Genomic DNA, 14422 nt, shown 5'->3' with positions numbered 1-14422 from the left:
TCGATAGATAGAGTTGATGCATGCTGGACGTCACTCGTTTGCGCGTGATCGAGGCGGTCGCGCGGCACGGTTCCGTCACGGCGGCGGCGAGAGAGCTGCACTACTCACAGCCGTCGGTGACACATCACCTCGCTCGGCTCGAGGCTGAGACCGGTGCGCAACTCCTGCAAAGGGTCGGTCGCGGCATCCGGCTCACGCAGGCTGGTCAGCTGCTGGCCGACCGCGCCGCCGAGATCCTCGGGCGGATCGATGCGGTCGACGCGGAGCTTGCCGCGCACGTGGGGTTGAGCGCCGGGCGGGTCCGGCTCGCCGGGTTCTCGTCCGCGATCGGGTCGCTCATCCCGCGAGCGGTGTCCGCGTTGGCCGGCTCGCATCCAGGTCTGGAGATCGGCTTGACCGACCTGCATCCAGCCGAGGCGCTCGAGCTGCTTCGCACGGGCAAGGTCGACGTGGCGGTGATCTTCCGGTACGACGAGACCGAGCCCGAACCAAGCGGCGTACGACTGCACCACCTGCTCGACGACCCGGTGTACCTGCTGTCACCGGGCCGAGAGCAACAACTTGCCGAGCTGCGCGACGCGACGTGGATCGCAGGCTGCGCTCGGTGTCGCAGCCATCTGCTGTCGCTGTGCGCGGAGCTGGGCTACGAGCCGAACATCGGCTACACCTCCGACGACATGGTCGTCATGCAGACCCTGGTCGCCGCCGGTCTCGGCGTGACCACGATGCCCGGTCTGGCCCTGCGTGCGCATCGGGCCGACGGGATCTTCGCGACCGAGCTCCCGGGATCACGACGCCACGTCTACGCTGCGACGTACGGCGAACCGCCCGACCCACCCGCCACCGCAGCCCTCGTCGCTGCCCTCACCGAAGCGGCCCAAGCGTGAGAACTGTTGCCTTCTTCGACGTCGACGGAACCCTCGTCCCCGGCATCTCGTCAGCGGTCCATCTGGCCGGCTACCTCGGCCACGCGGAGGCGGTGTTCGAAGCCGAGGCGGCCTGGGACGCGGGGCTGGTCGAGGCGCGGTATGTCGAGGAGCTCGACGCCCGCGGCTGGGCCGGGACCAGCGAGACGCAGATCCGGAAATGGCTCGGCGAACTCCCCTTGGTCGACGGGATCGCCGAGGTCGTGGCGTGGTGCGTCGAGCACGACGTTGTCCCCGCGCTCGCGACCCTCGCCTGGCACCCGGTCGGCGTCTACCTGTGCGAAACGTTCGGCTTCGTCGAGGCGTGCGGACCCGCGCTGGAAGTCCGCGACGGCGTCTACACCGGCATCGCCCTCACCAGCTACGACCAGTACGCGAAGCGCGACTTCGCCCTGCGATTCGCCAAGGAACGCGGCTTCTCCCTCGACCAGTGCGCCGCCGTCGGCGACAGCCTCTCCGACCTCCCCCTCTTCGAGGACGTCGGCCTGGCCATCGCCTTCAACGCAACAGCCCGAGCCCGAGCCCTCGCCGACGTCGACCTCACCGGCCGCGACCTACGCGCCGTACTCCCATCCCTGGAGTCATGGCTCGGCGCCGACTCTCTCAGAGACCTTCGCCGGTGAGCGGGTTGTAGGTGTAGACCTCGGTGTTGGCACGCGGGTCCCGCGCGTGCAGCGTGTAGAACAGCGGCGACCCACTCAGGTCGACGACGGACGCACCGGCGCCGAGGACGCCGCGGGCGAGGGTGCTCGGTGCGGTCAGGTCGATTCGGGTGACGATTCCTGGCGTCACCCACACCGGCTTGTCTCGGAGCATCCCGGACAGCTGGTGATGCAGATGACCGCAGAGGACGGCCCGCACATCGGTCCGCGCGAGTACGTCGCCCAGCGCCGACGGCTCCTGCAGTACGACGGACTCCAGGTAAGGGATCGCGTCGACGAAGATCGGCGGATGATGCAGTACGACGATCGAGCCGGCCGGTGCCGGAGTCGCCAGCTCCGCGGCCAACCACTCCAGCTGGTCACGACCCAACACGCCCTGCGTCTTGCCGGGCACCAGGCTGTCGAGGGTGATCACGCGCAGCCCGTTCACCTCACTGACGCCTGCGATCACCCGATCGATGTCGGCTCGGCGTCCGATCGGTGAACCGTCCGGTCCGAGGTGGCCGTGACTGAGGGCCGCCGCGAAGCCCTCGCGGCGATCGTGGTTCCCGGTGCTGTAGATGTGCGGGATCCCGCGCTCGGCGGCGAAGGCGCCGACCAGCGACCGGACCACCTCACATCCCTCGCGGGAGCCGTCGTCGGCGATGTCTCCACTGACCACGACCAGGTCCAGCGCCGGCACATGGCGTACGTCGTACAGCAGCTGCCGCAGCGCGGCGACGCCGTCGACGCCGTCCTCGTCCGGTCCGGTGCGGCTGACATGGGTGTCCGACAGGTGCAGTACACGGGTCACGACCAGGCTCCTCGGCATCGTTGCCTCAGGCACCCAGGCGGTCGATGCCCTGCTGTCACTCCCCGGTGGTCACACCCACCCGCGCCAGTCGTGTCCAGACAGCGTACCGGCGGGGCGCGTCAGAGTGGGGTGAGGAGGCAGAACTCGTTGCCTTCGGGGTCGGCGAGGACGGCCCACGCGACATCACCCTGGCCGACGTCGGCGTCGGTGGCGCCGAGCGCTTTCAGGCGCGCTACCTCCGCCGGGTGATCGTCACCGGGGTATGGCCGGACGTCCAGGTGGACGCGGTTCAACCCGGTCTTCGGGTCGGGTGTACGGACGAACTCGAGATAGGGACCGACGCCCTTGGCCGACCGCAACCGCGCATGATCGTCGGCCACCTCGTGGACGGTCCAGTCCATCGCCTCGCCCCAGAAGCGGGCCATGACCGCCGGATCCAGGCAGTCGACCACCACGGCCGCGATCGGCCCGGTGTCGCGGTAGATCTCCCGCGGCTCCAGGACGCAGAACTCGTTGCCTTCCGGGTCGGCGAGCACTGTCCACGGGACGTCGCCCTGGCCGACGTCGGCGGGTGTCGCGCCGAGGCCCTGCAGCCGCGCGACCAACTCCGCCTGATGAGCCGCGGAAGTGGTGGCGAGGTCGAGGTGCACCCGGTTCTTCACCGTCTTGGGTTCCGGGACCGCGAGGACGTCGACGCAGACGGCGACGGGGTCGGGATAGCTGAAGCCCACGGGCTCGACGTTCGTCACGCCGGGTCCCTCGCTGGAGACGCCCCAGCCGAGCGCGTCCGCCCAGAACCGGCCGACCGCAGCGTCGTCCCGAGCCTTCATCGTCACCTGAACAAGCCGCGTCGCCATGCCGCCGATCCTATGCCCGCGGATCCCGGGGAAAACCGCGGGCACCAGATGTCACACCGATGCGGCGGGCGGTGTCCTCAGAGCGACAACACGATCGGAAGGAACGAACATGCGAGTCTTCGTCACCGGAGCGACCGGCGCACTCGGTCGGCACCTGGTGCCTGGGCTGGTTGCGGCAGGTCACCAGGTCACTGCCACCACGAGGTCACCCGGCAAGATCGGGGAACTGCGGGCGGCGGGTGCCGAGGCGGTCGTCGTCGATGGGCTGGATCGGGAGGCGGTGATCGCCGCGGTCGGAGCCGCCGAGCCCGAGGTGATCGTGCACCAGATGACTGCGCTCGCCGAGATGCGCAACCTGCGCAAGGTCGACCAGGTGTTCGCCGCCACCAACGAATTGCGGACCCGCGGCACGGACAACCTGCTGGCGGCCGCCGAGCGAGCCGGCACCCGCCGGGTGGTCGCTCAGGGCCACAACTTCATCTACGACCAGTCCGGCGGTCCGGTGAAGACCGAGACCGACCCGGTTATCACCAACCCGGTCCCGTCCGCGGCCAAAACGCTCGCCGCGATCAAGTACGTGGACGCGACCGTGCAGGAGCGGGCCCCGGAGGGAATCGTCCTGCGCTACGGGTCCTTCTACGGGCCCGGCGCGTCGGACGCGATGGTCGAGATGGTGCGCAAACGGCAACTGCCGGTCGTCGCCGGCGGCGCCGGAATCTGGTCGTTCATCGAGACCACCGACGCCGCAGCCGCGACGCTGGCCGCGATCGAGCGCGGTGAGCCCGGCGTCTACAACATCGCCGACGACGACCCGGCTCCGGTCTCCGAGTGGCTGCCGTACCTGGCCGAGGTGGCCGGCGCCAAGCCGCCGATGCGCGTGCCGGCGTGGCTCGGTAAGCTGCTCGCCGGCGAGTTCGTCCTGGCTCAGATGACCACCGCGCGTGGCGTCTCCAACGAGAAGGCGCGCAAGGAACTCGACTGGACCCCGAAGTACCCGAGCTGGCGCGACGGCTTCCCCGCTTGGATCAAGGGCCAGGCCTAGGACTCCTGGAAAGTCACGTCCGCGGTGGTCTCGACCGCCGCGGTCCGGCCAGGAGCCTTGTGGTACTGCCAGTACAGGTTGGTGTGGGCGATCACCTTGTCCGGCGTCGGGGCGCCGTACTCGGAGAGGTCCTCGGTGGTGTGCGCGTCGCCGACGAGGGTCACGTCGTACCCACGGACGAAGGCGCCGTGGATGGTCGAGCGGATGCACTCGTCGGTCTGCGCGCCGCTGACGAACAGCCGGCCGATCCCGGCCGCGGCCAGCACGTCCTCGAGGTCGGTGTCCTCGAAGGAGTCGGCGAAGGTCTTGTGGACGAGCGGCTCGGACTCGGAGCGCTTCAGCTCCGGGACGAGCTGCCAGTTCTCGCTGTCCTTCACCAGGTTCTCGCTGTTGTGCTGAACCCACACCACTGACACACCGCCGGCACGGGCTTTGTCGACGAGCGTGCTGATGTTCGCCACTACCTGGTCGCGCTCGTGTCCCGCTGACACGACGCCGGTCTGGACATCGATGACGAGCAGGGCTGTATTCGGCCGATCGGACAACGTGGACATGTGAGGTTCCCTCCCTTTGCCGGGTGCGCAACGAACCCTAGACCCGGCCGTGGACAGTTTCAGGAGACCTTCCAGCTGCGCAGCCGGAGCCGGACGGTCGGCACGTCGCCGTCGTCGAGGTCCTCGGCCCGCCGGACCGCGGTCTTGACCGGCAGGATGTACCGGCCGTCCTTGGGAAACATCGAGGTGTCCCAGACGGTGCCGCCGATCTCGGCCTGGACCGGGATCATCCCCCAGCCGTAGGTGACGAAGTTCGACTCGGCCTCGAAGTAGGCGCTCTCCTCGTCCGGGACCGTGATGAAGAAGAAGGGCGCCGGGCCGCGCCAGTACCAGATCTCCCCGGCGAACTCGATCTCAGTCACAGCTGCTTGCCTCCAGCAAACGTCGGCCGAGCGCGCGACTGGCCTCCTGCAGCTCGGGCGAGCCGAGGATACGGTACGGCGCCTTGATCGCGGTCAGCTGCGCGGCGTACCAGTCCGGCTCGTCGGTGCTCGCGAGCAGCCGGGTGTGGCCGGCGTCGATCTCCTCGAGCCGGCCCATGCTGCGGGGGATCCACCACGCCGCGTCGGCGATCGGCGCGTCGATGACGACCTCGATCTTGTACTTCCAGCCGAGCGCGAGATGTTCCTCCACCGACGCGAGCGGATCAAGGTCCTCAGGTGGGCTGAAGGTCGCGTCCTGTGGATCGACCCGCTTGATCTTGTCCACGCGCAGCACGCGCTTGGCCGACTTCGTGTGCGACCAGCACAACAGGTACCAGCGCCCCCGGCGTACGACGACCGCCCACGGGTCGACGTCCATCGTCCAGCCCTCCCCCGGGCACCGCTCGTAGTACAACTCGATCCGCCGCTGCGCGGTGCTGTGCGTCACGAGTTGCGCGGTGATCTCGGGGTCCGGCGTCCGCGCCCCCGGATCCGGCCCGCGCGCACTCACCCGCCGTACGGCGTCCGTCGCTCGGGCGATCGGCTCCGGCAGCACCCGGACGATCTTGCCGAGCGCGTTCTCCACCGGATCGTCCGCGCCACGCGGCCCTTCGAGCACAGCCATGACCAGCCCGAGCGCCTCGGTGGTGCTGAACATCAGCGGTGGCAGCCGCAGCCCACGTCCGACCCGGTAGCCGCCGTACGGGCCTCTGACGGACTCGATCGGTACGTCGGCCTCGCGCAGGATCGCCACGTACCGCCGGGCGGCTCGCTCGGAGACGCCGAGCTTGTCCCCCAGTTGCTCGGCGGTGATGCCGGGACTGTTCTGGATCAGCTCGAGCACCATCAGGGTCCGCGCCGTCGGACTCTCGTCGTACGCCATGGCCCCACTATTCCGGAAGAGAACCGTCCGGAACAGCTCGTACAGTGTGGCCATGGACAACGAGATTCTCCTGGAGCCCCCGATCGCCGGCAGCGAGATCGACACCCTGATCGGTGCGCTGGAGCGGAACCGCCGGACCTTCGCCTGGAAGTGCGGCGGCCTCGACGCGGACGGGCTCGCGGCCAAGCACCCGCCGTCGACGCTGACGCTGGGTGGCCTGCTCAAGCACCTCGCCCTGGTCGAGGACGAGTACTTCACCGGCCGGCTGCACGACCGGGAGCTGCCGCCGCCGTGGGACACGGTGGACTGGGACGCGACCCCGGACTGGGAGTGGCAGAGCGCCGCCGACGACTCCCCCGAGCAGCTCATGACGCTCTGGCAGGACGCGGTCGAGCGCTCCCGCAAGGCAGTCGAGGAGGCACTCGCCACCGGCGGCATCGACCAGCTCGCGCAGCGGTCCCGCAACGGCCGGTCGGCGAGCCTGCGCTACATCCTCGTCGACCTGATCGAGGAGTACGCGCGCCACACCGGCCACGCCGACCTCATCCGCGAGTCCATCGACGGCCTGGTTGGCGAGGGCGCACCAAGCTGATCAGCACGACAGCTACGGGCAGTGACGCCCACAGCCAGCGGCTCCTCGCCCAGTCGTCGTCCGCCATGTAGGGGAACACGGGTACGGCGTCCGCGAACGGACGGGCCAGGGCGACGAACAGCGCGACTCCGACGATCCCCGCTGACACCGCCCGTGCCGGCCCGTGGGAGCCGCGGGCCCGCTGCCAGGTGAGGAACCCGGCCGCCGCGGCTGCCAGGGCGATCCCCTGCCAGGCGACGTCCATGGCGTGACCGAAGTACCCAGGCCGCGTCGCTCGTACGGCGATCAGCCACACCAGCACGACTGCGACCGCACCGGCCGACCGAGCCGCCGTACGCCAGCCGAGCCCACGTGGCAGCGTGTCGACGACCGCGGCGGCCGGTTCCGGGTAGCACCAGACGACTGTTCCCGCGAGCAACCCGACGGCAGTGCCCTGCAGCGGCCAGAGCTCGTACGGCCAGCGCTCTACCAACAGCAGCAGCCCGAAAGTCAGACCCGCGCCGGTCCCCAGGAGTCCCCAGGGGACGGCGCGGGCGGCGTACCGGATCATGGCTGTGACCGCAGTGGGTTGATCATGACGTCCTGCACGCCGGTGGTGATCGCCAGCGTGGCCGTGACCACCGCGAGCGCCGCGATCACACCGAGCGCGATCAGCAACGGACGGCGTGGTCGTTCGCGGTCGTGGAGCAGCGCGAGTACGACGCCCAGTGCACACAGCACCAGCAGGTACACGCAGTACCACTGTGGTGACCCAGTCAGGACCACCATGCGGTCGGCGTCTCCCTCCACGCCGACCGGACCGGCGAAGTAGGTCCACGGCGCGACCGGCCGGATGTACCGCAGCGACTCGAACAGCCCCTGCATCAGGATCGTCTCGGCCACCACCAGTACGGCGATCAGCGGTGCCGCACCGCGTCGCGGGACCCAACGCCCGACCAGCAACCCGAGGATTGGCCCGCCGAGAGCCGGGAGCACTCCGAGCGCTATGAAGTTCGCGAGGACCCAACCATCGCCGATGTCACCGAACGGCGCGCCGTACGGAGGCGGCGGCCAGTGCCGGCAGGCCCAGATCGCCCAGCCCAGCCAGCACAGTCCGGCCGCGAACGGCACGATCAGCGCACAGAGCAGCCCGAGCGTCCGGGTCCGTTCGGTCACCACGACCGCACCGGCTGCCGTCGCGATCTGGTCGGACGTTCGGGTCAGCGACGCCATCACCAGCAGGCCGATCACACCGAACCCCGCCGCCGGTGCGATCACGTTGCCGAGCGACGACATGTTCCCGTCCGGCTTGCCGATCGAGGTCAGCGCGACGAGCGCGACGCCGACCAGGAACAGCGGATGCGAGGCGTAGCGGGCGATCTCCTTGCGCGCCAACTGGCCGAGCATCGACTCCGGCCGAGCGGCGACCACAGCGGTAGTCATCGCGGCTCTCCGATCATCGTCTCGCTCCGGACGAGCAGGTACGCGTCCTCGACCGCCGGCTCGGCCGGGCGGCTGCCCGCGGCCGGGACCCCGCCGAGGGATCGCACTTCACCGGTCCCGGTGCGCCAGGAGGACAGGGCCCCGGAGTTCACCTCGGCGCCGATCCACACCTGCCCGTGAGCCAGCGCGATCAGCGACGCCACCGAGCCGTCGAACCTGATGCTGCCGTCGTCGAGGATGATCACCCGGTCGCAGAGCGCGGACACGTCCTCGGTCTGGTGGGTCGCGATCAGCACGGCGCCGCGGTCGGCGTACGACGACAGGATGCCGCGCAGCGACGCCCGCTGCTCCGGGTCGAGGCCGGTCGTCGGTTCGTCGAGCACGACCAGGTCCGGCTCACCCATCAGCGCCTGCGCGAGGGCCAGTCGCCGGCGTTGCCCGCCGGAGAGCGCCGACACGCGTTTCGTGCAGCGGTCTGCCAGCCCGACCAGGCGGAGGACGCGGTTGACCTCGCGATGCCGTGCGTCGGTGTCCTTCCACTCCTTCAGTACGGCGATGTAGTCGAGGAAACCGAAGCTGGTCATCCGGTGTGGGATGCCGGCCTCCTGTGGCAGGTAGCTGAGCCGGCGGCGGGCCGCCGTACGCTCTGCGATCCCGCCGGTGACGACGTGGCCGCTGACGACGATCCGGCCGGCGGTCGGTGGCATGGCAGTGGCGAGCAGGCGGAGCATGGTCGACTTGCCGGCGCCGTTCGGGCCGAGCAGGCCGATCACGCCGCGGTCGAAGCCGAGGTCGGTGCGGTGCAGCACCTCGGTACCGCCGTACGACTTGGTGACGCCGTCGAGGACGGCGATCTGGGGACTCATGCGTAGCCTCCTGGTGCATGGTGCGAGGTGAGCCGAATGGCGAGAGCGGCCAGCGCCAGGAGGGCTGCGACAGCGAAGGCCAGCTGGGCGAACGGAGTCTCGATCGCACTGAGCTGATCGGCCGACCGCAGGACTCCGACGACTGCGAGCCAGACAACGGCGACGACCCAGGCGGTGACCGGTGCGGTCCACCAGGTCAGCAGCGTCAGCGCGAGCAGGGTCAGAGTCAGTGACGGCAGCAGCCAAGCGAACGCGTCCGCGCCGACGAACGGCAGGACCAGCCCGGCCAGCAGTACGACGGGTAGCGCGACAGCAACCGCGGACGCCGTACGCAGCAGGGCGATGCGGACCTTGCTGAACGGTGTGGCCGCGGCCAGTTCGCGGATCGGGTCGGTGGTGTCGTACGCCGCTGCGACCGTGATTGCCGGGAGCAACGGAGCGAAGAGCAGGTAGAACGCGCGCTGCTGCGCTGCCGGGAGCATGGACCCGCCGACCCCGATCACGAACGCTCCGACGAGCGAGAGCAGCCACGGCCGGTAGAGCGCACTGGACGCGCGCAGGACGATCGCGTCGGTGTGGGCGAGGCCGAGCCTCCGCGCGATCCGGAGCGGCCAGGGCAGCCGCGGTCGGGCGGTCGCGATCTCTACGCCTTGCCAGATGTCGGCGAGCAGGTCCTGCGGCGCCTTGGCCGAGGTCAGGCGGCGGCAGTCGGCGCAGGCGACCAGGTGGGTCTCCACGGCGGACTGGCGAGCGAGGTCCAGGTCACCGTCGGCGTAGCGGTCCAGCAGTTCGGGACCGAGGTGCCAGGTCATCAGATCCTCCCGTCCCGGGTCGGCATCAACTGGTCGCGCAACCGGCTCTTGGCCACCCGCAGCCGGCTCTTCACGGTGCCTTGCGGTATGCCGAGCAGCACGGCCGCCTCCTTCGTGGTCAGCCCGTCGATCACGGTCGCCTGCAGCGTCGCGCGGAGCTCCGGTGGCAGCGTCCGCAGTGCGCGTCCGACGTCGCCGTACTCGATTCCGCGCAGCAACTCGTCCTCTGCGCTGTTGACAGCCGGTACGGCGGAGCCGACAACGTCGTCGCCGAGCGGGTCGGCCGCCGGGTGACCGCGGAGCGCCGAGACGAGTCGGCGGATGGAGATCCCCCACAGCCAGGCGGCCACGTCGCCCTCGCCGCGGAACCGTCCGGCGGACTGCCAGACCGCGACGAAGGTGTCCTGCAGCGCGCCGGCCACGACGTCCTGGCTGCCGCAGCGGCGGTTCAGCCGGAGCAGCAGCCAGCCGGCGTGCCGTTCGTAGAGCATCCGCAGCGCCGACTCGTCGCCGGCGGAGATGTTCCGCAGCAGCTCGGTGTCGGACAGGGTGCTCATGTCTTTACTGTCGCAGCGGACTTCGCGTCCGGATCGACCTGATTTTCCGTGCCTTTCCAGCGACTGAGAGTGCCCGGGATAAGTGCTCAGCGGTTGAGCGGTTTGTCTGCGAGCATGGTCGGGTGCGGGCGGATCGACTGGTGGCAGTACTGCTGCTGATGCAGGCGCGCGGCCGGGTGACCGCGGCCGAGGTGGCCGAGGAGCTGGAGATCTCGGTCGCCACCGCGCGGCGCGATCTCGAGGCGCTGTCGACCGCCGGGATCCCGGTCTATCCACAGCCTGGACGCAACGGTGGCTGGCAGCTGATCGGCGGCGCCCGGACGGACCTCAGTGGGCTGACCGCTCCGGAGGCGCAGGCGTTGTTCCTGCTGGTCGGGCCGGCTGCGTCGATCGCGCCGGATGCGAAAGCAGCGCTGCGCAAGCTCGTGCGGGCACTCCCCCAGACGTTCCGCGAGCATGCCGAGGCAGCGGCCGAGGCGGTCGTGATCGATCCGGCTCGCTGGGGCGAGAACGTGAAGGAACGCCCGGAGCTGGTGAAGCAGTTGCAGGATGCCGTCGTACGGCGGGCGAAGGTGCGATTGGTCTACGCAGGACGCGGCCGGGAGCCGTCCGAGCGCGTCGTCGATCCGCTCGGGCTCGTCGACAAGGACGACATCTGGTACCTGATCGCCTGGACGCCGAAGGGACAGCGGACGTTCCGGGTCGAGCGGGTGGTGTCAGCCGAGGCGACCGGCGAACAGTTCGAGCGGCCCGCGGACTTCGACCTGTCCGCGGCCTGGAACGCGGTCGTCGAGCAGATGGAGGAACGGCGCTCCGGACTGACCGCGACCGTGCTGATGGAGGAACGGCACCTGTGGGTGATGCAGGACCGGCTCGGACGGCACTGCGAGGTCGACGGGATGGACGGTGAGCGCGTCCGGATCAAGGTGACCGCGCCGACGCCGCTGATGATCGCGCAGCACCTGGCCGGCTGGGGTGGCTCGATCGAGGTCATCGATCCGCCGTCGGTGCAGGCCGAGCTGGCCCGCCTCGGCCGCGAGCTCGCAGACCGCTACACCGGCTCCGTCTGATCGCACACCGTTCCCAGCCGCCACCCTGGCCCACCCACCGCTGGTTGGCTGACCCACCAGAACGTGGGTTGCCCAACCGGAATCAGGTGGGCTGACCCACACGCTGGTTGGCTGACCCATCAAAGGGGGCGGGTCGGTGACTGGCGGCTGGTCGGGGCGAGTGGCGCGGGTAGGTGGTTGCGGCGGGGTTGGTCGGGTTGCTAGAGCGGGACGCCGTACAGGATGAAGCCGCGGTTCTCGGCGACCTGGTCGTAGAGGCGGCGGGCGGTCGCGTTCGACTCGTGGGTGGACCAGTAGACGCGGCCGCATCCGCGCGCTCGCGCCCAGTCGGTGACAGCCGCGATCAACGCGCGGGCGGCGCCCTGGCCGCGGGCCTCGGGGGCGGTGAAGAGGTCCTGCAGGTAGCAGGAGTCGGGCGAGGTCGTGCTGGCGTGGGTGAGGAAGTGCGTGATGCCGACCAGTTGGCCGCCGAGGCGGGCGCCGAGGGCGTGGATCTCGGTGTCCTGCCGGAATCTGGTCCAGGCCTGATCGTAGAACTCGTCCGGCATCGTGCGGCCGTAGAACTCGTTGTACCCGGCAAACAACTGCTGCCAGGCCGGGCGATCCGCGGGTTCCAGGGGACCGATCGTGAGCATGGACGCACGGTGCCACATGGAAGGCCCAAGTGGACCACTGGGGTGAGTAAAGTGCGGTGGTTCGTCTTGTTCCGTCATCGTCTTCCAGGAAGCGTCCGTGACCACATCCCCTCCCCAGCCCCCGCAGAACCCGTACCCCAACCAGCCGGGTGGCTACGGTCCGCCGGAGCAGTTCCCGCAGTACACCCAGCCGCAGCAGCCTCAGCAGTACCAGCAGGCGCCGCACCAGCAGACGTTCCCGCAGCCGGGTCAGCCGTTACCCCAGCAGCAGGGCCAGTTCCAGCAGCCGGGTCAGCCGCAGGGGCAGCCGCAACAGCAGCCGATGCCGCAGGGGGCGGCGGTGCAGTGCCGGTTCTGTGGTGGGTTCCCCGCCGTGCAGGCGACCGTGCGCGGGCACCAGGGCATGATCGTGGTGATGCGGTTCCTGAAGCTGCAGGGCCCGTTCTGCCGGACCTGCGGGATCGCGACCGTGCGGGACATGACCTCGAAGAGCCTGTGGCAGGGCTGGTGGGGTATCGGCTCGATGATCGTCAACCCGATCACGATGCTGATGAACCTCGAGCCGTGGTCGAAGTTCCGCAAGCTCCCCGAGCCCGCCCCCGGCGCCCCAGGCCGGCCGATGAACCCGGGCAAGCCGCTGCTGCAGCGCCCGGCGATCGCGATGCTGCTGCTCCCGATCGCGCTGCTCGTCGCGATCGTGGCGATCAACCTGACCATCACGACCGCGTCCGACGCCACAGTCGGATCCTGCGTGGTGAACAAGGGCACGTCGACGACCCCGGACGTCAAGGTCGTCGACTGCGCGTCGTCCGAGGCGGAGTACAAGGTCGTCGGCAAGCTCGACGACACTGTCGACGACACCAAGTGCGAGCAGTTCCCCGGCTACGAGGCGGCGTACACCTCCGAGGTCGGCTCGCAGCGCTACACCCTCTGCCTCGGCCCGATCTGATCCGCGAACGGTGCCGGTCTACGCGTAGTAGCCTTCGACCGGCACCTTCGCCTCGTCGTACAGCGCAGGGCCTTCCAGCGGTACGGCGGGGAAGCCGCCGGTGGACTTGAGTCCGTCGAGCTGCTCACCGGACAACGCGTAGACCACCCGGCCGAGCCCGGACCGTGCCAGCGCACCCGAGCACATCCCGCACGGCTGGCAACTCGTGTACATGGTCGTCCCCGCGGCCGTCTTGGGGTCCAGCTCGCGGGCCGCCCACACCGCAAGCTTCAGCTCCGGGTGGAAGCTGATGTCGCCGTCGGTGATCGTCGAATTCTGCTCCTCGGCGAGCACCGTCCCGTCCGGGCCGACCAGCAGCGACCCGAACGGCGGGTTGCCGGATCGCCGGGCGGCCGCGGCCAGCTCGATCGCGCGGCGAAGGAAGCCTTCTGCTTCGGGGGTCATGTGTTCTCCTGTCGTCGGTGCGCGGCGACCGTCGCCAGCGCCTGCCAAGCTACTTCGGGCCGCTCGGTCTCGGCGGGGTCGCCGATGAAGGGATCCAGTACGACGCTCCGCGCGCCGAGCTCATGGAGTGCGTCGAGGTCGGCCAGGACTTGGTCGAGCGAGCCTTCACCGCCCACCCGCTCGTCGTCGGGCAGCGGTGACTCGGTCAGCCGGAGCAGGATCCGGGGCGCGAACTCCGGTACCGGGCGCTCCTCCTCGGCGGCGATCGCGCGCAGCCGGTCCAGTGCCGTGCGCATCCAGTCGAGCCGTTCCCGCAGCGGGTGCCACGCGTCGCCGTACCGGACTGTCCGGCGCATGCCCGCCGTACTGCGGCCGCCGACCCAGATCGGGATCGAGCCGCCGCCGTAGTCCTTGTCGTTCGCCCAGGCTCGCCGGATCTCGATCAGCGTCTGGTCGGTCACCCGGCCGCGCGCTTCGAAATCCGCACCGAGCGCCTCGAACTCCTGCCGGGCCCAGCCGACGCCCACGCCGAGGACGAACCGGCCGCCGCTGAGCTGGTCGAGGTTCGCCGCCATCCTTGCCACCAGCAACGGGTGCCGGTACGGCGCGATCAGCACGGTGGTGCCGAGCCGGACCCGCTCGGTGACGCCGGCCAGCCAGCTGAGCGTGGTGAACGGATCGAAGAACGGCGCCGGGTACTGCTCCGCGACGTCGGGCGTGATCGCGACGTGGTCGGAGACCATCAGCAGGTCGTAGCCGAGGCCCTCGACCGTGCGGGCCCAGTCGCGCAGCCGGGCCGGGTTCGCGCCGGGGCCGAAGTTGGGGACGTTCACACCGAGTTCCACGCCTCACAGGCTAGCCAGCCGAGGGTGCGGTTTTGAAGGGAAACCTCCCGGCGTACGGCGGGTCGGGCCGGGGAATCGCCGGTATATTCGC

At 69.9% G+C, this 14422-nt stretch carries 19 protein-coding genes; 6 read left to right on the top strand and 13 right to left on the bottom strand.

Annotation, left to right across the window (positions count from 1 at the left end; translation table 11 throughout):
- Nucleotides 1-20 precede the first annotated feature (20 nt).
- Both ACIBL3_RS24965 and ACIBL3_RS24960 read left to right on the top strand, forming a co-directional pair.
- Nucleotides 21-887: a LysR family transcriptional regulator gene (locus ACIBL3_RS24965; RefSeq protein WP_396355948.1), complete on the top strand. Its 867-nt coding sequence runs from the start codon at nucleotides 21-23 to the stop codon at nucleotides 885-887.
- Nucleotides 884-1549: an HAD family hydrolase gene (locus ACIBL3_RS24960; protein WP_396355947.1), complete on the top strand. Its 666-nt coding sequence runs from the start codon at nucleotides 884-886 to the stop codon at nucleotides 1547-1549. The genes ACIBL3_RS24965 and ACIBL3_RS24960 overlap by 4 nt, the downstream gene beginning before the upstream one ends.
- On the opposite strand, the gene ACIBL3_RS24955 is transcribed toward ACIBL3_RS24960, so the two are convergent.
- Together ACIBL3_RS24955 and ACIBL3_RS24950 are read right to left on the bottom strand one after the other, a co-directional pair.
- Nucleotides 1530-2381 (bottom strand): metallophosphoesterase, encoded by an 852-nt coding sequence (locus tag ACIBL3_RS24955; RefSeq protein ID WP_396355946.1) that lies wholly within the window; start codon nucleotides 2379-2381, stop codon nucleotides 1530-1532. The genes ACIBL3_RS24960 and ACIBL3_RS24955 overlap by 20 nt on opposite strands.
- A 119-nt stretch (nucleotides 2382-2500) precedes the next feature.
- Nucleotides 2501-3238, bottom strand: a complete 738-nt coding sequence (locus ACIBL3_RS24950) for a VOC family protein (protein ID WP_396355945.1) — start codon at nucleotides 3236-3238, stop codon at nucleotides 2501-2503.
- 109 nt (nucleotides 3239-3347) lie between these two features.
- Between ACIBL3_RS24950 and ACIBL3_RS24945 the strand changes: the two genes are divergently transcribed.
- Nucleotides 3348-4280: an NAD-dependent epimerase/dehydratase family protein gene (locus ACIBL3_RS24945; RefSeq protein ID WP_396355944.1), complete on the top strand. Its 933-nt coding sequence runs from the start codon at nucleotides 3348-3350 to the stop codon at nucleotides 4278-4280.
- Here ACIBL3_RS24945 and ACIBL3_RS24940 read toward each other — a convergent pair.
- The 3 genes from ACIBL3_RS24940 to ACIBL3_RS24930 are packed head-to-tail and all read right to left on the bottom strand — an operon-like array spanning nucleotide 4277 to nucleotide 6139.
- Complete coding sequence (locus tag ACIBL3_RS24940) at nucleotides 4277-4834, bottom strand: isochorismatase family protein (RefSeq protein ID WP_396355942.1); 558 nt, start codon at nucleotides 4832-4834, stop codon at nucleotides 4277-4279. The two genes, ACIBL3_RS24945 and ACIBL3_RS24940, sit on opposite strands and share 4 nt — an antisense overlap.
- A gap of 59 nt (nucleotides 4835-4893) precedes the next feature.
- Nucleotides 4894-5196: a DUF1905 domain-containing protein gene (locus tag ACIBL3_RS24935; RefSeq protein ID WP_396355941.1), complete on the bottom strand. Its 303-nt coding sequence runs from the start codon at nucleotides 5194-5196 to the stop codon at nucleotides 4894-4896.
- Complete coding sequence (locus ACIBL3_RS24930) at nucleotides 5189-6139, bottom strand: helix-turn-helix transcriptional regulator (RefSeq protein WP_396355940.1); 951 nt, start codon at nucleotides 6137-6139, stop codon at nucleotides 5189-5191. Before ACIBL3_RS24930 ends, ACIBL3_RS24935 begins: the two co-directional genes overlap by 8 nt.
- A 52-nt stretch (nucleotides 6140-6191) precedes the next feature.
- On the opposite strand from ACIBL3_RS24930, the gene ACIBL3_RS24925 reads away from it, so the two are divergent.
- Entirely contained in the window at nucleotides 6192-6731 is a 540-nt protein-coding gene (locus ACIBL3_RS24925) for a DinB family protein (RefSeq protein WP_396355939.1), read from the top strand.
- Here ACIBL3_RS24925 and ACIBL3_RS24920 read toward each other — a convergent pair.
- Genes ACIBL3_RS24920 through ACIBL3_RS24900 form a run of 5 tightly spaced genes read right to left on the bottom strand, consistent with a single transcriptional unit; the run spans nucleotide 6682 to nucleotide 10388 of the window.
- Nucleotides 6682-7281, bottom strand: a complete 600-nt coding sequence (locus ACIBL3_RS24920; RefSeq protein ID WP_396355938.1) for a hypothetical protein — start codon at nucleotides 7279-7281, stop codon at nucleotides 6682-6684. The genes ACIBL3_RS24925 and ACIBL3_RS24920 overlap by 50 nt on opposite strands.
- Nucleotides 7278-8153 (bottom strand): hypothetical protein, encoded by an 876-nt coding sequence (locus ACIBL3_RS24915; RefSeq protein WP_396355937.1) that lies wholly within the window; start codon nucleotides 8151-8153, stop codon nucleotides 7278-7280. The genes ACIBL3_RS24920 and ACIBL3_RS24915 overlap by 4 nt, the downstream gene beginning before the upstream one ends.
- A complete protein-coding gene (locus tag ACIBL3_RS24910) occupies nucleotides 8150-9019 on the bottom strand; it encodes an ATP-binding cassette domain-containing protein (protein ID WP_396355936.1) in 870 nt (289 codons plus the stop codon). The genes ACIBL3_RS24915 and ACIBL3_RS24910 overlap by 4 nt, the downstream gene beginning before the upstream one ends.
- Nucleotides 9016-9831 (bottom strand): zf-HC2 domain-containing protein, encoded by an 816-nt coding sequence (locus tag ACIBL3_RS24905; RefSeq protein WP_396355935.1) that lies wholly within the window; start codon nucleotides 9829-9831, stop codon nucleotides 9016-9018. Before ACIBL3_RS24905 ends, ACIBL3_RS24910 begins: the two co-directional genes overlap by 4 nt.
- Nucleotides 9831-10388, bottom strand: coding sequence for an RNA polymerase sigma factor (locus tag ACIBL3_RS24900; RefSeq protein ID WP_396355934.1), 558 nt, complete (start codon nucleotides 10386-10388; stop codon nucleotides 9831-9833). Before ACIBL3_RS24900 ends, ACIBL3_RS24905 begins: the two co-directional genes overlap by 1 nt.
- A gap of 122 nt (nucleotides 10389-10510) precedes the next feature.
- Between ACIBL3_RS24900 and ACIBL3_RS24895 the strand changes: the two genes are divergently transcribed.
- Nucleotides 10511-11458 carry a helix-turn-helix transcriptional regulator gene (locus tag ACIBL3_RS24895; RefSeq protein WP_396355933.1) on the top strand — a complete coding sequence of 316 codons (948 nt, stop codon included), beginning with the start codon at nucleotides 10511-10513 and terminating at the stop codon, nucleotides 11456-11458.
- 200 nt (nucleotides 11459-11658) lie between these two features.
- Here ACIBL3_RS24895 and ACIBL3_RS24890 read toward each other — a convergent pair whose 3' ends face one another.
- On the bottom strand, nucleotides 11659-12093 hold the full coding sequence (locus ACIBL3_RS24890) for a GNAT family N-acetyltransferase (RefSeq protein WP_396355932.1): 435 nt from the start codon (nucleotides 12091-12093) through the stop codon (nucleotides 11659-11661).
- A 97-nt stretch (nucleotides 12094-12190) separates the two neighbouring features.
- On the opposite strand from ACIBL3_RS24890, the gene ACIBL3_RS24885 reads away from it, so the two are divergent.
- Nucleotides 12191-13042 (top strand): toxin-antitoxin system, toxin component, encoded by an 852-nt coding sequence (locus tag ACIBL3_RS24885; protein WP_396355931.1) that lies wholly within the window; start codon nucleotides 12191-12193, stop codon nucleotides 13040-13042.
- An 18-nt stretch (nucleotides 13043-13060) separates the two neighbouring features.
- On the opposite strand, the gene ACIBL3_RS24880 is transcribed toward ACIBL3_RS24885, so the two are convergent.
- A complete protein-coding gene (locus ACIBL3_RS24880) occupies nucleotides 13061-13486 on the bottom strand; it encodes a nucleoside deaminase (RefSeq protein WP_396355930.1) in 426 nt (141 codons plus the stop codon).
- Nucleotides 13483-14331 carry a TIGR03619 family F420-dependent LLM class oxidoreductase gene (locus ACIBL3_RS24875; RefSeq protein WP_396355929.1) on the bottom strand — a complete coding sequence of 283 codons (849 nt, stop codon included), beginning with the start codon at nucleotides 14329-14331 and terminating at the stop codon, nucleotides 13483-13485. Before ACIBL3_RS24875 ends, ACIBL3_RS24880 begins: the two co-directional genes overlap by 4 nt.
- Nucleotides 14332-14422 lie beyond the last annotated feature (91 nt).

The organism is Kribbella sp. NPDC050124, from assembly GCF_044460355.1.
Taxonomy (GTDB): Bacteria; Actinomycetota; Actinomycetes; order Propionibacteriales; family Kribbellaceae; genus Kribbella.
The sequence above is the reverse complement of the archived record's forward strand: the minus strand, read 5'-3'. Positions and strand labels throughout refer to the sequence as shown.